At 50.7% G+C, this 17,636-nt stretch carries 9 protein-coding genes; 5 read left to right on the top strand and 4 right to left on the bottom strand.

Annotated features, from left to right (window positions below):
* Positions 1–7: 7 nt before the first annotated feature.
* Both ACJJIF_RS21180 and ACJJIF_RS21175 read right to left on the bottom strand, forming a co-directional pair.
* Positions 8–1,240 carry an acyl-CoA dehydrogenase family protein gene (locus ACJJIF_RS21180; RefSeq protein ID WP_444930233.1) on the bottom strand — a complete coding sequence of 411 codons (1,233 nt, stop codon included), beginning with the start codon at positions 1,238–1,240 and terminating at the stop codon, positions 8–10.
* 14 nt (positions 1,241–1,254) lie between these two features.
* Positions 1,255–1,929, bottom strand: coding sequence for a histidine phosphatase family protein (locus ACJJIF_RS21175; RefSeq protein WP_444930232.1), 675 nt, complete (start codon positions 1,927–1,929; stop codon positions 1,255–1,257).
* A gap of 107 nt (positions 1,930–2,036) precedes the next feature.
* Between ACJJIF_RS21175 and ACJJIF_RS21170 the strand changes: the two genes are divergently transcribed.
* Both ACJJIF_RS21170 and ACJJIF_RS21165 read left to right on the top strand, forming a co-directional pair.
* Positions 2,037–2,930, top strand: a complete 894-nt coding sequence (locus tag ACJJIF_RS21170) for a LysR family transcriptional regulator (protein WP_444930231.1) — start codon at positions 2,037–2,039, stop codon at positions 2,928–2,930.
* Positions 2,931–3,143: 213 nt separating this feature from the next.
* Positions 3,144–5,180, top strand: coding sequence for an oxidoreductase (locus ACJJIF_RS21165; RefSeq protein ID WP_444930230.1), 2,037 nt, complete (start codon positions 3,144–3,146; stop codon positions 5,178–5,180).
* An 84-nt stretch (positions 5,181–5,264) separates the two neighbouring features.
* Here ACJJIF_RS21165 and ACJJIF_RS21160 read toward each other — a convergent pair whose 3' ends face one another.
* A complete protein-coding gene (locus ACJJIF_RS21160; protein WP_444930229.1) occupies positions 5,265–6,437 on the bottom strand; it encodes an MFS transporter in 1,173 nt (390 codons plus the stop codon).
* A gap of 752 nt (positions 6,438–7,189) precedes the next feature.
* On the opposite strand from ACJJIF_RS21160, the gene ACJJIF_RS21155 reads away from it, so the two are divergent.
* The 3 genes from ACJJIF_RS21155 (at position 7,190) to ACJJIF_RS21145 (ending at position 14,487) form a co-directional block, all read left to right on the top strand.
* Positions 7,190–11,959, top strand: a complete 4,770-nt coding sequence (locus tag ACJJIF_RS21155) for a CapA family protein (protein ID WP_444930228.1) — start codon at positions 7,190–7,192, stop codon at positions 11,957–11,959.
* Between the two features lie 409 nt (positions 11,960–12,368).
* Positions 12,369–13,928, top strand: coding sequence for a carboxylesterase/lipase family protein (locus tag ACJJIF_RS21150; protein WP_444930227.1), 1,560 nt, complete (start codon positions 12,369–12,371; stop codon positions 13,926–13,928).
* 10 nt (positions 13,929–13,938) lie between these two features.
* On the top strand, positions 13,939–14,487 hold the full coding sequence (locus ACJJIF_RS21145; RefSeq protein ID WP_444930226.1) for a histidine phosphatase family protein: 549 nt from the start codon (positions 13,939–13,941) through the stop codon (positions 14,485–14,487).
* 41 nt (positions 14,488–14,528) lie between these two features.
* Here the strand turns inward: ACJJIF_RS21145 and pepN are convergent, their stop codons facing one another.
* Positions 14,529–17,159 carry an aminopeptidase N gene (pepN, locus tag ACJJIF_RS21140; protein WP_444932394.1) on the bottom strand — a complete coding sequence of 877 codons (2,631 nt, stop codon included), beginning with the start codon at positions 17,157–17,159 and terminating at the stop codon, positions 14,529–14,531.
* Positions 17,160–17,636 lie beyond the last annotated feature (477 nt).

Here is a 17,636-nt window from a genome sequence, read left to right as displayed (position 1 = left end):
TACCGTTTCAGTCACTGTGTCCTCCCTGATTTTCCGCAGCGGCATAGTGAGCAGCCAGGTTTCTACCCAGTTGCATCATATGGACTTGGTCGGGACCATCGGCCAGGCGGATAGTCCGCGCATAGGCATAGTGGTGGGCGAGACTGTAATCCTGCCCCAATCCTGCGGCGCCGTGAATCTGTATGGCGCGATCTATCACCTTACAAGCCATCTGTGGCGCAACAATTTTTATCATCGCAATCAAATCTTTGGCTGCTTTATTCCCCAGCCGATCCATTTGTGCGGCGGCCTTTAGGGTCAACAGGCGAGCCTGTTCGATTTCACAGGCGGATTTGGCAATATCTTCCCGCACAGATCCCTGCTTGCTCATCGGCCGGCCAAAAACAATGCGCTGCTCGGCGCGCGCCGACATCATTTCCAGTGCCCTTTGCGCCTGGCCAATCAAGCGCATACAGTGGTGTATCCTGCCCGGGCCCAAGCGCCCCTGGGCAATTTCAAAACCGCGCCCCTCACCGAGAATTAAATGGCTGGCGGGAACACGAACATTGTCAAAAATAACTTCTGCGTGCCCCTCCGGTGCATCGTCATAACCAAACACCGTCATCGGGCGAACAATTTTGACTCCAGGCGTATCGGTGGGTACCAGGATTTGCGATTGCTGCTGGTGGCGATTGGGATTGTCGGGATCGGTTTTACCCATCACGATCATCACTTTGCAGCGTTTATTCATCAGGCCACTGATATAAAACTTGTGTCCGTTAATAACGTAGCTGTCGCCATCGCGAACAATGGAGGTTTCGATATTGGTGGCATCAGAAGAGGCGACGCGGGGCTCGGTCATGGCAAAGGCAGAGCGAATTTTTCCATCCAGAAGCGGTTTTAACCACTGTTCGCACTGGGCCTCAGAACCGTATTGAGTTAAAACCTCCATATTGCCGGTATCCGGGGCATTGCAGTTAAATACCTCCGATGCAAAAAGCACCTTGCCCATTTCCTCGGCCAGGGGCGCATATTCCAAATTGCTGAGTCCGGCGCCATAGCGGGAATCCGGCAAAAACAAATTCCAGAGTTCCGCTTCCCGGGCTTTGATCTTTAACTCCGCCAGCACCGCCGGCTCACCCCAGCGATCCTCCTGCAACTGCTGCATAAATAGCGTTTCAGCGGGATAGATATGGGCCTGCATAAAGTTTTGCAGGCGCTCCAGTAGCCCTTTTACTTTGTCCGAGTATTCAAATTCCATCGCTAGCTGCCTTATCAACTGTAAGTGATATATTCGCGGCGCCCATCCCAATCCAGGTGTGGCACATGATTGAAGCTGTGCAGACTGATATTTTCTGCACTGAAAAATAAACGGCTAACAGCGGTGTTTTGGATTTGCATATTGAGATTGGCCACGGTGGAAACCGGGCCGCCCAATATTTGCGTCAACATCATGGCAATGGCACCGCCGGAGCTGACAACCAGAGTCCGGCTACCCTTGGGGCTATCGCAAATACTTTTAAGCGCATCTGCGATTCTGGCTTCAAAGTGCAACCAGGATTCCACCGGACTGATCTCGCCTGCGGCCCAGGCCAACATCCCCTGCTTGAGGAAGCGATAAAAATCGGCGCGACTGGCATGCGCCCCCGGCGCCCGCTGTGGATATCGCTCGCGATAGCACTGGGTCACCGCCAGAAAATCAAATTCGTTGAGTTGGGGGAGCACAGTGTGGGAATTTTCACTAGAGTTTCCGAGGCCCTGGCAAATACCATCCAGGGTTTGCCGGTGCCGGGTTAAGTTGCCGCATATCAGCCGGTCGAAATAAATCCCCTTATCTCGCCAGTACTCCCCCAGCCAGCGCGACTGCTGCCAGCCGGTATCAGAGAGGTTGTCATAGTCCTCAGCCCCAAACGAAGCCTGTCCGTGACGCACCAGGATAAATTCAGCCACCGAGCTTCCTCCCTTTTTAAGGCCCTAACCCTATCCCCCCCATTTGAATCATCAAAGTTTATTATGCGAATATCGAATCATTCATAAGGGTGATGATGGTGGCAGGAATGCAATTACAGCGAATCGATATGAACCTGTTTCCCGTGCTGGAGGCGATCTACACAACCCGAAACCTGACCCGCGCTGCCGAACAACTACATATCACCCAGCCCGCCGTCAGCAATGCCCTGGCGCGGCTGCGCCGCACTTTGGATGACCCGCTATTCACTAGAAGTCCCACCGGCATGGCGCCGACACCACTGACCGAAAGTATTATGCCGAGAGTTCAGGAAGCCCTGTCTCTATTGGGGGCCAGCCTCAGTGAACAGCGCCATTTTGTCCCCTGGGAGGCCCGTAAAACCCTGCGTCTCTCTATGAACGATATGGCGGAGACCCTCCTTTTACCCCGACTTTTAGAAGTACTGGAGCGGGAGGCCCCGGGGATTGCGGTCGAGTCCTTCCAAATCCCAAGGGAACAGCTGGTCAAAGAGCTCGCCGCCAACACCCTGGATTTCGCTCTGGATGTTCCCATCCCGACCTCCGCCCATATCCGGCAACAGCGGCTGATGAACGATCGCTACCTGTGTATGCTGCGCCAAGATCACCCCCTGGCAGATTCCGCCAGCCTGACCCTGGAGCAGTACCTGAAGCTTGAGCATATTCACGTATCCAGCCGCCGCAGCGGTCCGGGCCTGGAGGATATCGCCCTGAACAAGCTGGGGCGTCGCCGCAACATCAAGCTACGGGTCCAGCACTATAGAGTCGCGCCCCTGGTGGTTTTGAGAACCGATCTCGCCTTGACAGCCCCCGCCAGTTTGGCGCGGCAGTACTCGGCGCGATTGTTTGAACTTCCGTTCCAGATCCCCCAGCTGGACTGGCATCTGCTTTGGCACAAAAATCAACACGATGATCCGGCCAATCAGTGGCTGAGGAGCAAGTTGGTCAACTTGATCGAGGCGTAAATAAAGAAGGATTGGGAGATCGACAAAAACACTTTATTTATAGATGAGAATGGGACGCATCCAGGTTAAATAGAGCCCGTAATTGATCACTGATTTCGACCGGTTAAGTCACTGTTTCACCGTGGGCCCTCTTGTTATCCTGCGAGACAACGATATGCACCTTTTTGCATATACATAAATGAACCCGAAAGGTTACAAGAAGAGAAATTTGCCATGTCCCAAGCCTACCCTAATATGCTTGCCCCCCTGGACCTGGGCTTCACCACCCTGAAAAACCGGGTGCTGATGGGCTCCATGCACACCAACCTGGAAGAACACCCCAATGGCTTCACCCGTTTGGCGGCCTTTTTTGCCGAACGCGCCCGTGGTGGCGTTGGCCTGATTGTAACCGGTGGTATTGCCCCCAATGAAGAGAGTGGTGTATTCCAGGGCTCCTCGAAGATGACCACCCCGGAAGAAGCCCAGCAGCACCGACAAGTCACCGATGCTGTACACGCTGAGGGCGGCAAGATCTGTATGCAGATCCTGCACACCGGCCGCTACGCCTACAACGAAAAGCTGATTGCACCCTCTCCCATCCAGGCACCGATCAACCCCTTCACCCCGCGCGAATTGACCAGCGAGGAAATCGAAGGTCAGATCGACGACTATGTGCGCTGCGCCACCCTGGCCCGCGAAGCCGGCTACGACGGCGTGGAGATTATGGGCTCCGAGGGGTACTTTATTAACCAGTTCATCGTGAAACGCACCAACAAGCGTACCGATGAATGGGGTGGCTCCTTCGAAAACCGTATCCGCCTGCCGATCGAAGTCGTCCGCCGTGTGCGGGAAGCCGTCGGTGAGGACTTTATTATTATCTACCGCCTGTCCATGCTGGATCTGGTGGAAGACGGCAGTGATTTCGATGAAGTTGTGGCCCTCGGCCAGGCAATCGAAAAAGCCGGTGCCACGATTATCAATACCGGTATCGGCTGGCACGAAGCGCGCGTTCCCACAATTGCCACCAATGTGCCCCGCGCGGCATTTACCGAGATCACCGCCAAGGTGAAAAAGCACCTGTCGATCCCGGTCATTGCCAGTAACCGTATCAATATGCCGGAAGTGGCCGAAGAAGTGCTGTCTTCCGGCCAGGCGGACATGATCTCCATGGCGCGCCCCTTCCTGGCAGACTCTGACTTCGTCAACAAAGCCGCCGAAGGCCGCGCCGACGAAATCAATACCTGCATCGGTTGTAACCAAGCGTGTCTGGACCACACTTTCCAGCTGAAACTAACCTCCTGCCTGGTAAACCCCCGCGCTTGTCACGAAACCGAACTGAACTACCTGCCTACCGACAAGGTGAAAAAGGTCGCCGTAATCGGTGCCGGCCCTGCGGGCATGGCCGCCTCTACGGTTGCTGCAGAGCGCGGGCATGAAGTAACCCTATTTGAAGGCAGCGATAAAATTGGCGGCCAGTTCAATATCGCCAAACAGATTCCCGGCAAGGCGGAGTTCCAGGAAACCCTGCGCTACTTTAAGCGCCGTCTGGAAGTCACCGGCGTTACCGTAAAACTCAATACCATCGCCACAGCGGAAACCCTGCAATCATTCGATGAAGTAATTATTGCTACCGGTATCGAACCGCGCACGCCACCGATTCCCGGCATTGAGAGCGATAAAGTCCTGGGTTATCTGGATGTGCTCAAGCACAAGAAGCCGGTTGGCGAGAAAGTGGCAATTATCGGTGCCGGCGGTATCGGCTTCGATGTGGCTGAGTATCTGACCCACGATGGCCCCCACTCTACGGAAGACAAAGTGGTCGCCAGCGATAAAGAGGAGTTCTTCAACGAGTGGGGTGTCGATATTGCCCTGGAAAATCGCTCCGGCTTGAAGCCTCGCGAAGCAGTCAGCACCCCGCGCCAGGTCTACCTGTTACAGCGCAAAACCACCAAGGTCGGTGCCGGCCTGGGCAAAACCACCGGCTGGATTCATCGCGGTAGCCTGCAACACCGCAAGGTAGAGATGATTGCCGGTGCCCTTTACGACAAAATTGACGATAAAGGCCTGCATATCCGCATTGGCGAAGAAGAAAGAGTACTGGAAGTCGACAATATTATTGTCTGCGCCGGTCAGGAGCCCGCTCGCAAGCTATACGAAGCTCTGCAAGAGCGCGGCGTAACCACCCACCTGATCGGTGGTGCTGACGAAGCCGCAGAGCTCGATGCCAAGCGCGCTATCGACCAGGGCTCACGCCTCGCCGCTGAAATCTAAACTCCCGGCGATCTCTAGATAAAATACCCCCGTCAACTCCCGTTGGCGGGGGTATTTTTTTACCGCTGATTTCTATATCTCCCGCTAGGGTACATTGGCGACCCTGTCCACAACCACGGTTCCCTCGGGCTCGGGCCACTCGGGGCGAGACAGATATTCTGTAAGACGATAGAGCGCAAACACAATGCCACACAGCACCATCAACAAACCGTATAGCGCCGGGCCACTCCACCACTGAATAATCACTCCGCCAATTAATGGCGCCATCGACCAACCAATGGCATAAAAGGAAGCCGCTCCAAAGTAAGTGCCGCGCAAATGAGACGGTGCCAGGCGGTCAATTTGAATACTCATGGTGGGAAACAAAATTGCCTCAGCCAGACTCAGAATGAAAGTGGCTCCGAGCCAACCCCAAAACCAATCTACCGGGTTTAACCCATACCAAAGCTGGGACACCGACAAAATACCCAAGCCAATCACAATACGGGTATTAATCGCCAGGGACCCTATTAACTTCATAATAGGGAACTGCAATAACACTATCGTTGCCGCATTGACAAAGATCATACTGGATATCAGTTCCACCAACCGCGGCGCCTCGGTCCGGGTGAGGTATTGCACCAGGCTTGAATCCATATGCGCATAGATAAACAGCGTCAGAATATTCGCAATAATCACCACCAGGAATACCTGATCGCGGCGCAATACCGAAAGTGTATTCCCCAGTGACGCGCCTGCATCTTTTTGCTTATTGGCTAACCGGCCACTCTCGGTTTTGGCAAAGCCCCAAACAAAAGCCAGGGCCAAGAGTGCGTAGCTGAGAGAGGTCAAGCCAAAAGTGGACTGCTGCGCATTCAGCCCGGCCCAGACACCGATAATCGGCCCCAGTGCAGCCCCTACATTAATCAGAAAGTAGCGAAATTGCAGTGCCAGTTCACGGCTGGCCTGGTCGTCAATCAAATCGCCGATCAGGGCACTGGCCGGCGGCTCCCACACGGCGCGGCCGATGGCGCACAGAGTCATCGCACCGATAAACCCTGCCAGGGTCTGTGTTACAGCCAAAAGGGCAAAGGCAGTAACGCTCACTAAACAGCCCAGCAACATCATATTGCGACGCCCATAGCGGTCCGATAGCGCACCGGTAAAAAACCCCAATACGGCAGCGCCAACCGCAGATGCACTCAAGATCAAACCGATTTCAGCGGCATCCAACTGGAACTTTTCAAATAGCAGAATGGCCAGGAATGGCCAGACCATAAAGTAGGTTCCCCGGCTAAAAAAACTGCCAATTAAAATAATCCAAACTAACGGGGGAAAGCTCTTCAAGCTTCTCCACCACTTCCCGCTCATAGTTAACACTCCTATAGATTCACTGCCAATAAAATCGCTAGAGACACCTGCCCCTTACGTTTTAAATTGGCTTTTTCTCAAGAAAAAAGTGACGCAAAGGCCACTCGCTGAGTGCCCGCAGGATATTGCACCGATACAAACCCGGGAGTTTCTTACAGCCAAGGCGCTCCACTTTCCAGAGAGGACGTGTCAGCCGCCCCAGCAAAGGACAGGGCAGATAAATAGCAATTTAAGCTAAGCAAGCTGGAGTTGAGACAAACAACCTGTATTCACCGACAAAAACCCGGGGCAAAAACCCCGGGTTTCCTCGCTGGCAGGGAAAGCTCCTGCCCTATCGCTAAAGAGCCTCACGCAATTATCTAGAGACTCTAAACCTTGGCATTAACCCAAACGGCTAATAGTGGGGCAACAAAGAATAATTTAAGTGTATTGCACAGCAATCATTCTGAACGCGGTTCCCCAATACTATCTGAGAAGGTTTTATTTGAAAACCCAAACAGACAGATAAAATAAAAATATTTACCGCCTACCTATCCCCAGCGCAAGTGGGAAAAAGCAGAATCTTTCCCCGCGTCTATACTCCTTCAGGGAAGGTATCCAAGTCCTTCAGCAGGAAAAACACTGCTACTCTGTTTTAAATTTGAGAGATAAGTTGCGACATGTCCCTATCCAACATGCTCGTTCAGGTGCGCCCTCAAGTAGAGCAAGCACTGGAAAAGTTGCCGCCCCCCTACACCCTATTTTTCTCTATCACTGACGCCAAACAGCGCGCTATTGTCAAACATATAACCGCTCCGGATTTTCAGCAAACCTGGAAAGCTTTAGTGAAAGCGATACAGAGGGCGGAGAAATCCAGCAAGATAAACACTTGCTGGTTGCGGGTGGATTGGGTAACGCAAAAAAGTACCATGACGTTTGCGGGCCTTGAGGAAACACTTAAAGACACTAAAAGGTCTTATTTCCGCTACGGTCTCGCTCTGGATAGTGACTGTGAAATAGCATTTCTGGAGCAAGAGCTCAATGCTAACGCCATGCTCTATGGTGGAAGCCAGATCGACCATGCCGTTATCAACAAGAAAAACTTTATCCGCTACGCCAAGCAGCGCTTCGGTACCAATACAAAATTGGACTTTTCCGAGGATAAACCCGTTATCCTGTTATCGACAGAGGGGCTTTTTTGTGAACCTAAACGCAACCCCATTCGCCTGTATGGCCCGGGCCCCAATACTGGGCGGCGGGTGGTCGACAAGCTGGACAGCGTCAATGTCAGTAAGTTAATTAAAACCAGCAGCCGCTATTTAGGTTCTCAGGTCAAAAAAAGTGGCTCCTTCTACTATGGCTGGCACGCCTGTTTCGACCGGCAAATTAATACTTATAACAACCTGCGCCACGCCAGCAGCACCTACGCCATGATTGAAGCCTGGGAGGTGAGCGGGGACAAGTCGCTTGCGGGGGCCATACTCCGGTCGCTGAAGTATCTGATAACACAGCTTATCAAAACAGTGCGGCTTCCCTCCGGCGCGGTCGCAGCCTTTTTGGTAGAGGCCAATAATGAGATAAAGCTTGGGGGTAACGCCGTATCCCTGCTCGCTCTGGTCAAATACTCCGAGGTCGCCAAGAGCGATAAATATGCCGAGATCATGGAGCAGCTGGCGCTTGGCATCGAGTATATGCAGGACTCAACTAGCGGGCAGTTTTCCCATGTTCTCAACTACCCCGAGCTTACCGTCAAAGATAAGTACCGGGTTATCTATTATGACGGTGAGGCGGCCTTTGGCCTGATACGACTTTACAGCCACAGCAAAGATGACCGCTGGCTAACCTTGGTAGAGAGGGCTTTTAAATACTTTATCCGCGCCAATCACTGGCGCGCGCACGACCACTGGCTGAGCTACTGTGTCAATGAGCTAACGCGCTATCGCCCTAAAGGGGAATATTTCCAATTTGGCATTCGAAACTTTGCTAAATACCTGGATTTTGCCGAAAACAGAATCACCACATTCCCCACCCTACTCGAACTGATGATGGCTGCTGAGAAGATGGTCTCCCGCCTACGGGGCAAGCCTGAGTTTCAGTATTTACTCGATCAAGTGGATTTGGAGCACTTCTACTGCGCCTTACACAAACGCGCAATGTATCTATTAAATGGATACTTTTGGCCAGAATTCGCCATGTATTTCCGCAACCCCAGGCGAATTGTCGGAAGCTTCTTTATCCGGCACCAGGCTTTTAGAGTGCGCATTGATGACGTCGAACACTATCTATCCGGATTTATCGCCTACAGAAAATACCTCCTCAGCCAGAAAAATACCTTATCGGCAACAGCAGAAACAGGCCCTGAACTGGAAAACGAATCCTCTAACAAGCCGTATAAGTCTCTACCGGTATTGGCTTGGGGGGGCGATGTTAACCTATCCTGTAGGCAGCATTACCGCACCGCTCAATTGGGCGCAGACAAGGTACTCGATTCTATCACGGCGTTAAAAAATGCCGACCTCAGTGTCGTTAACCTGGAGTGCGTGGTCGCCACTGAGGGCGAACAGGGAATCAGTAAGGGAGAGGCGGCCCCCTATTACTACCGGGCTCGCCCTGAAATGCTGTCGATTCTGATGGAAGCGGGTATAGATATTGTTGCCACAGCAAATAACCATAGCGGCGACTACGGCCCTACAGCCCTTATGGAGCAACATCGCTGGCTCAACTCAACAGGTATCGGCCACAGCGGATCGGGAGTTAATATCGAAGCGGCCCTAACGCCAATTATTAGATCCGCAGGCCATCTAAATGTTGCCCTGTTCTCTATAGATGCAACCCAACCGCGCTTTGCTGCAGGCCCCAATACACCGGGCTGTGCCCACCTGCCCCTCACAATACCCAATCTCTGGTTTGATAATTTGAAACCCCGTATCGCCGCCGCCAGGGAGAAGGCACAGCTCGTGTTTGTCGCTGTACACTGGGGTAACAACAACGAGCCGGCACCGGGAGAGGATGAAATAGCCACCGGCCATGCCATTATCGATGCTGGTGCCGACGCTGTATTAGGCACCAGCGCGCACAATTTGCAAGGCGTTGAGGTCTATCGAGACAGGCCAATTATCCACGATGCCGGAGATTTACTGTCTGATACTATTCGCCAAGACTTTGCCGACAGCGGTATTTTTCGCCTCCATCTAAGCGAAAAAGGTGTCGAGCAAATCACATTTGTTCCCGTCGGAGTAGGCTTTGGCTTTAGTAAACAATTGAGTGGGGATAGCGCTAAAGAACTCACCCAGCGCTTTAGCGAAGCTTGTTCGGCCCAGGGCACAAAACTCAGCCTAAACCCGGATGCTAGTGGCACTATTGTACTCTCGCCTCCCGGCAGGCAGCAGCGCGAGCTTCCCCCCGTACTCAAAACCCAATACAAACGGGACCCAATCAAGGAGTTGCGGCCGTTAAACCCTGGCTGGACAGTCAATCAGGTTCCTGTAGACGCCCGTATTCCACCGGTTCAATGCGGGCCACTTAAATTGGTAGGGGTCAGATATTACCCCCGCGAGATCAAGTCCAGGCAGATGTTGTGGGTAGAATCCTTCTGGAGCGCCGATAAAAAAGTAACGGAAGATTTCCGACTCGATTTTCGAGCGATTCCCACTCGGCAAACTTCAATGCCCTATTGGGGCAAGTCGATGGATCACGACCCCTGTGACTGGCAGGTACCTACGACCCAGTGGCAACCCGGTGTCATTTACCGGGATCTCTATGGGCTGAGGGCACCGGCTAAAAGTGAACTGCAGCCGGTTCACCTTCATTTGGCGGTCGGGCTAATTTCAAATACCACACAAATCAAGCCAACGCCCGTCGGCGGAATGATTGCTCACTTGAACCTCGCCAAGAAAAAACCTGCAGTCCGTCCTAAGGTACCGGTCTACACAACAGACTTTCCTCCTGTTGCACATCAGAACCACCCAGGACAAACTTGGAATGCCAAGCAAATCGAAGCCATTTCTGGTGGAAAATGGCTGGTAGCCCCCCCGAAAGGCTGGTTCGTGCGCAGTGTTATCTCGGGAAGCAGTTTTATTGAAGAGTCACTTGATCCGATTCTCTTTGTTGCCTGCACCAGCCTCGATCGGGCCTATCATGAACAAAGCACCAAAAAACCGACTAAGCTGTGGGATTTACACCCCAAAATTCCACAGTTTGCCGATCAAATTGCCGGTGTGGTTGTGGCAAAACCCGTGGCTGGACTCCCCAAAGACCTTCCGGTCCTCCTGGTAGCCGACCCTATCAAACTGATCGTCGAGCTGGGACTAGCCGCTAGGCAGCGCTTTAGCGGTGATGTCATTGCTGTCACCGGTAGCGCAGGAAAATCAACCACCGTTAAAATGATCGCGCAGATGCTGGGATCGAAGGAAAAAGTCTTATCCAGTTTGGGAAATTACAACTCTCGGGTCGGCGCCCCCTCAATGATGGCCAGCCTGAATCGGGACCATGAAGCCGCAGTAATAGAAGTAGCGCAAAGCGCCCTGTGGATGAAGCGCGGCCCAATTACCCAACAAATAAAACCAACCGTAGCGCTAATCACCGAAGTGGGGATGTCTCAAACCAGCCACCACGTAAAGTGCCTGGAAGATACCGCCAGGTGGAAATCCCGAATTTACGATGGCCTCAGCGGTCCGGCAATTGCCATTGCCGGCGAACATTTAAAATGTTTTGAGCATGTCCTGGAAAAAGCGCAGCAACATGCAAAAAGAGTCATTGTCTTTGGAGAAAGCAGCAATGCTGAAGTGCGTATTTTACGGGTACGGACAGACGAATCAGGCAGTTGGGTTCAACTGAAATTCCCCAAACGAGAACTGGAATTGCGCGTTCCCGCTCCAAGTACCGGTATGTTACACAATGCAATCGCTTCCATCTGTGCGGTATATGCCCTCGGCCGAGACCTGGATGAAGCGGCATTGCGCCTGCAGGAATTCCAACTGGATGAAGGTCACTTACAGCGCACCAATATAAAAATACAGGGTAAATCCGTCAACCTTATTGATGACAGCTGGAATGCTACGGTCAGCTCAATGCTCAACGCCTTCTCGGTGTTTGCGCAAACAGAGGCTGAGGATAAAGGGCGAAAAATTGCTGTACTGGGCAGAATTGTACACCTGGGCGAGAAGAGCAAAGAGCTCCATGAAAGTCTCGCCGAGCCCCTTATGCAAAGTCGGGTCAACTGGGTAGTCACCCACGGAGAAGAAATGAAATATCTCCGCAAGATACTACCGAAGAAAATACTGGGGCCGCACTTTTCCAAGGCTCAACCCCTGGTAAGTTATTTAGAGGAATTCTGCCAAGACTCAGACCTGATTCTTTTAAAAGGCTCAAGGAGTAACTCAGATTTTGGCTCAATTCCCGCACTATTAGACAAACTCCAAAAGACTGATCAGACTATTGAAACTGATTAAAACCCAAAGTCCAACCATAGTCCCTATCGCCCCACTGGATAGGGACTATATACTTATCAAAACATTAAAACAGAAGGGGCATTTAGAAGGATGAGCATTTTTCCATCATACAAATTGCGTAATAAAAAACACTAGCTCCTCTCTCGCACGGCCTCGCCAACCCTATTTCTGGGCCGCTGAATAATTTTGCGATATCCCCAACTTAAAACTTCACCTCGAACCTGTTCGCGACTAGATTCACCAATACAGCAATCTGCAAATATTCTATAAGAAAAATCAGTAACACAATAATCCTCTTACCAGCACTACCTTTGTATGAATACGACTTAAAGTCTTTTAAGAGAGCGTTAAAAAACGGCAGAAGAAGGACGGCTTTTACATTAACTTCAGAGAGATTGGAAAGTTACAAATGACTATAGGCCCGAAGATCAAAAACGCCTTAAAATCGGACTCCACTCCCGTTGTTGATACACCTGCCGGGCCTATTATTGGAACCATCGACGAAGACACCGGCGTCTACAAATTTCTGGGGATACCATACGCCCAACCTCCCAGCGGAAATTTGCGCTGGCTTCCCCCGCAAAAACTAGAACGCTGGAAATCCCCTTTGCAGGCACACAACTTTGGCTCTCCCGCTGCACAAAATCCATCAACCCTGATAGAGGTGCGTGATCAAAGTGGAAATTTCCCTGAAAAAGAGGAGTGCCTCTATTTAAATATCTTCTCTCCTACAACCTCGCAGAATAATAGATTACCGGTGATGCTTTGGATTCATGGTGGGTCTTTCTACATGGGGTCGGGGTGTCAAGCTATCTATAATGGCCGATACTTAGCGGCCAGTGGTCGGGCTATTGTAGTCACTATTAACTATCGACTGGGCGCACTAGGCTTTTTACGCTTAAAAGATATCAGTGATATCCCTGCCACCGGCAATGAAGGCCTTTTAGATCAAATAGCCGCTCTACAATGGATTCAAGAAAATATTTCTGCCTTTGGTGGGGACCCTCAAAATATCACCCTCTTTGGTGAATCCGCCGGCGCCATGAGTATTGTCTCACTGCTTGAGATGCCACAATATAGAGGGCTTATACGACGCGCAATCGTTCAAAGTGGACACCCCAGAGCCTCACACTCCCCAAAAAGTGCCAATCATTTTGCGCAAAAATTTGTTTATCAGTTTGAGCAAATCTCCCATGGCGCCTCATTAAAGGACTGCTCAGCCAAGCTGTTACTTAAAACCCAAAAGGAAATACTCTCTAACACTACAATGGCCGCCAAATGGGGGCAACTGCCATTTAAACCTGTGGCAGATACAGAGCTCTTCCCCTCAAATAAAAATCCGAATCCTTCGCAAAACCACCCTTTACTACTGGGCAACAACCTGGAAGAGTGGAACCTATTTAGTGTTATAAATCCTGAAATTTTCACCATCAGCTATCGGGAAATCTGCACTCAACTGGAGTGGCTTATTCCCGAATCCGAACTGACTCCTCTGCTCAAGCACTACCATCAATTAGCAAAGACGATGGCAGCCAATCCCTGGCCAGAATGGAGTCGAGCCTGGAACCTGCTGCTCACCGATATGGTATTTACCTTGCCGGGACTGCGCTATCTACAACGGCACCAGGGACAGGCTTTCCACTATCACTTTGCTCAACCTCTTGCCGCACAGCCACTACTGGGAGCCTGCCACGGCATTGAGCTTGGCTATGTATTTGGGACCCATAGCGACCAGTCGCTACAAACCTTGTATGGCAAAGAAGAAAACCCCCACTTATTAAGTGCCACCATGCAGCAGGCCTGGCTGAGTTTTTCTGAAACAGGACAACCCGGAAGGAATTGGCCAGAATTTTCGGGCAAACATAGCAAACGATTTGGCAACCATTCCTCAGCCAGGGCATTTGACTCAGCGGAACTTCTCAGTTTGTGGCAACATATACCCGATGATAGGTTGAATGGTTATCTTTAGGGCCGAATAAATGGCAAGAATTCTTTTAATCAGGCATGGAGAAGCCGCCAAAGGGACATATATCTCTGACCCAACACTCACAGATAGGGGCTATAGACAAGCCAAAGAGCTAGCTCTCAAGCTCTCCACCCTCGATAGAGGGCAATTAATCAGTAGCCCCAAGTTACGGGCCCAGCAAACAGCCGAGCCTCTAGCCGAAGCCTGGAAACAGGAAGTCATTATTGAAAGTACAGTAACAGAGATACCGACACCCAAAGGCATAGCTCAAACACAGCGCCTATCCTGGATACGCACACTCCTTGACGGCAACTGGGACAGCTCTGACAAAACACAAAAGAACTGGCGCGACGGCATTATTAAATACCTGGAAAGTCGCTCTGAAGACACCATTATATTTTGTCACTTTATGGTCATCAATTCAGTGGTAGCTCACCTGCAAAAACAGCAAAAAGTGCGTCAATTTAACCCTGACTATACGTCAATCACAGAAATCCACAATCGGGGCGGGCAGCTACATTTGGTGGCACTGGGAGATGAAAAGAGCAGCGAAATTCTGTAAATATTGGGGCATGTATGACATGCCCCATGTCAATAATCGTGTTACAGCAAACTTTTGCTGACCACCTCAAATAAATCCTTGGACAATCCCCCCGAGTCAGAAACCCTTTGTAGCGCGCCTCTCATTTTTTCAGCCAAATCTCCGGAATATTTTTTCCAGCGTGTAATGGGTATCACTAGCCTTGCCGCTATTTGTGGATTGAGCTTATCCAAAGCAAGAACTTGATCGGCAACAAATTCAAATCCACTGCCATCACTCTTATGGAACTGTTTAAAGTTTCGATTGGCAAATCCACCGATAACAGATCTCACTTTATTAGGATTTTTCATCTCAAAAGCGGGATGCTGCATAAGTGCAATAATATTCTCCAACGTACCGCGCTTGGGGCTGCAACTCTGCTGGCTCAACCACAGCTCAACCACTTGCGTATCAGACTCCCAGCGCTGATAAAATTGGCTGATCGAATCCTCAGCCAATCTATCCTCCCCATAATTAATAATAACAGCAAGAGCGGCTGCGCTATCAGTCATATTCGCGGCCACTTCAAACTGACTCTTTGCCGACTCCAGGGCTTCTTCAGTCTCAGTCACACACATATAAGACAGACAGGTATTTTTAAGGCGCCGCTGAGCAATATCTATAGCATTGGGACTGTAGGGTTTGCTTAGATTCAGCTTCAAATAACGCTTGCGGAACTCTGCAAATAGCTCAACTGCAATGGCCTTACGCACAAACTCTCGAGCGACAATAATTGCTTCGGCATCGACAGCAACAGACTCCTCCGCAACAAATTGCTCACTTGGCAACTGCAAGATTTCCGCAACTAATGCCGGATCGAGGTCCGTATCCTGTAGAACCTCACGGTAGGCATTGATTAAGCTGGGCTGAACTTTCAGCGCTTCACCTTTACGGAAAGCCGCCTGAAGATCGCACAAAGCATTGAGTGCCAAACGCTGGCTTGCATCCCAGCGATTAAAGGTATCAGCATCCTTCCGCATTAAGAATAGAAGCTGCTCATTACTATAGTTGTAACGAACTTTTACCGGGGCAGAAAAGCCTCTCAGCAAGGAGGGCAAAGGTTTCTCTGCAAGTCCGCTAAATTCAAATACCTGCTCTGTCTCTTTAAGCTGCAAGACAATTTCAGTATCCCCCTGCTCATTGAGTGCTAAATCTGTACCATCATTCCCCAGCAGCCCCACTCTGACTGGGATATGGAACGGCAGCTTCTCAGTTTGTCCCGGGGAGGGTAAGCAGGATTGGCGAATAGTCAGCCTATAGATACCTTCAGATTGATCGAAGCTATCTGTCACATCAAGAACCGGTGTACCCGCCTGACTGTACCAACGGCGGAATTGCTGTAGATCAACCTGATTAGCATCCTCCATGGCCTTGACAAAATCTTCACAAGTTACCGCACAGCCATCGTGACGCTCAAAGTAGAGATCGCTGCCTTTACGGAATCCCTCAGCCCCCAATAGGGTATGAATCATCCTGACAACTTCTGCACCCTTTTCATATATCGTCAGAGTGTAGAAATTTGAAATTTCTATATAGGAGTCCGGTCTGATCGGGTGGGCCATAGGGCCGGCATCTTCAGCAAATTGGGTAGTGCGTAATAGCGACACATCCTCAATGCGCTTGACCGCCCGGGAGTTAAGATCTGCGGAAAACTCCGCATCGCGAAATACAGTGAACCCCTCTTTCAGACTTAGCTGAAACCAGTCACGACAAGTGACCCGATTGCCAGACCAGTTATGAAAGTACTCATGCCCCACAATAGATTCGATTCTCTGAAAAGCAGTATCCGTTGCGGTCTCCGGGCTAGCGAGCACACAGGCTGAATTGAAGATATTTAACCCTTTATTTTCCATAGCCCCCATATTGAAGTGATCAACCGCAACCACCATAAAAATGTCGAGGTCATACTCCCTTCCGTAAACCTCTTCATCCCAGCGCATCGCATTCTTAAGAGAGCGCATAGCGTGATCGCACTTGCCAATATTCTTTGCTTCCGTAAAGATCTGTAACTTTACGTTGCGTCCTGAGGCGGTTGTAAAGCTATCTTCAACCTGCTCCAAGTCCCCGGCCACCAGTGCAAAAAGATAGGCCGGCTTGGCAAAGGGATCTTCCCAGGTGACAAATTGGCGACCATCCTCACTCCTGCCCCGTTCAATTTCGTTGCCATTAGACAGCAATACCGGATGGTCCATCGGGGCTACAATCGTAGTTGTAAATTTGGACATAACATCTGGTCTATCGGGGTAGAAAGTGATTTTTCTAAACCCTTCAGCTTCACATTGGGTGCAATACATATCATTAGAGAGATATAGTCCCTCCAGTGAAGTATTGTCCTCTGGATTAATACGGTTCTGAATTTCCAGAAGAAATTCCGCCTTGCTGACAGGGATCGATAGCCCCTCGGGCAAAACTTGGTAATCTTCCGCAGAAAGCGGCACCCCATCCACAGCAACAGAGAGCAATTCCAATTCAACGCCATCGAGCACTAGCGGGGGCAAACCTGCACCCGCTTGCGGATTCCTGCGTATACTTAAGCGAGACTTTACCAGCGTCGCCTTTGGCTCCAGCTCAAAATGTAACTTGGTAGTATCCACCAGGTAATCTGGTACTTGATAATCTTTGAGGTAAATGGTCTTTGGCTGGCTATCTTTCATTATTGAAACATCCTCAGTCATTCTGTGCCTCTGTAGGGCAGTATGAATTCAATTGTTTGAACTGACACTGTCAGCTCCCAGGTTAATGCGACTTGCTACTGGATCAGAGGGACAGAATACACTGCACTGGAGATGCACTGCGAATACCCCCTGTAAGCTCGCACTCGGCAGCCATACGGCCCCGAGTGCAGGGTGCTTTCCTTCCGCCTTTTAGTATCACCCGGCTAAAAACTGGACTATAGCTGGCCTACACAATTGGCGCTACGCATAAGGGCCAAGGGGCCTCTGGCATATCTATTTCCGCCAGACAGGCAAGGTAACATATACGACCAAAAGCTATTACAGCAAACTCGACAATAGAGCATAGCTATACCAGGTTGGGTGAGCCCTTCTTCGCAGAAGTACAAATTACTCACTATTCACCCTCAGCAGAAGCTTTGAGCGAGCCACTGATAACCGGCAATCAGTATTATTTAT

This window comes from Microbulbifer regidiadema (SeqCode) (genome assembly GCF_052467605.1).
This window is presented reverse-complemented; position numbering and strand designations above follow the sequence as displayed.

Excerpts from the sequence above, each read along its gene's own strand:
- ACJJIF_RS21180 (WP_444930233.1), bottom strand. The coding sequence starts at position 1,240 with ATGGAATTTGAATACTCGGACAAAGTAAAAGGGCTACTGGAGCGCCTG.
- ACJJIF_RS21170 (WP_444930231.1), top strand. The coding sequence starts at position 2,037 with ATGCAATTACAGCGAATCGATATGAACCTGTTTCCCGTGCTGGAGGCG.
- ACJJIF_RS21165 (WP_444930230.1), top strand. The coding sequence starts at position 3,144 with ATGTCCCAAGCCTACCCTAATATGCTTGCCCCCCTGGACCTGGGCTTC.
- ACJJIF_RS21160 (WP_444930229.1), bottom strand. The coding sequence starts at position 6,437 with ATGGTCTGGCCATTCCTGGCCATTCTGCTATTTGAAAAGTTCCAGTTG.
- ACJJIF_RS21155 (WP_444930228.1), top strand. The coding sequence starts at position 7,190 with ATGTCCCTATCCAACATGCTCGTTCAGGTGCGCCCTCAAGTAGAGCAA.
- ACJJIF_RS21150 (WP_444930227.1), top strand. The coding sequence starts at position 12,369 with ATGACTATAGGCCCGAAGATCAAAAACGCCTTAAAATCGGACTCCACT.
- ACJJIF_RS21145 (WP_444930226.1), top strand. The coding sequence starts at position 13,939 with ATGGCAAGAATTCTTTTAATCAGGCATGGAGAAGCCGCCAAAGGGACA.
- pepN (WP_444932394.1), bottom strand. The coding sequence starts at position 17,159 with ATGAAAGATAGCCAGCCAAAGACCATTTACCTCAAAGATTATCAAGTA.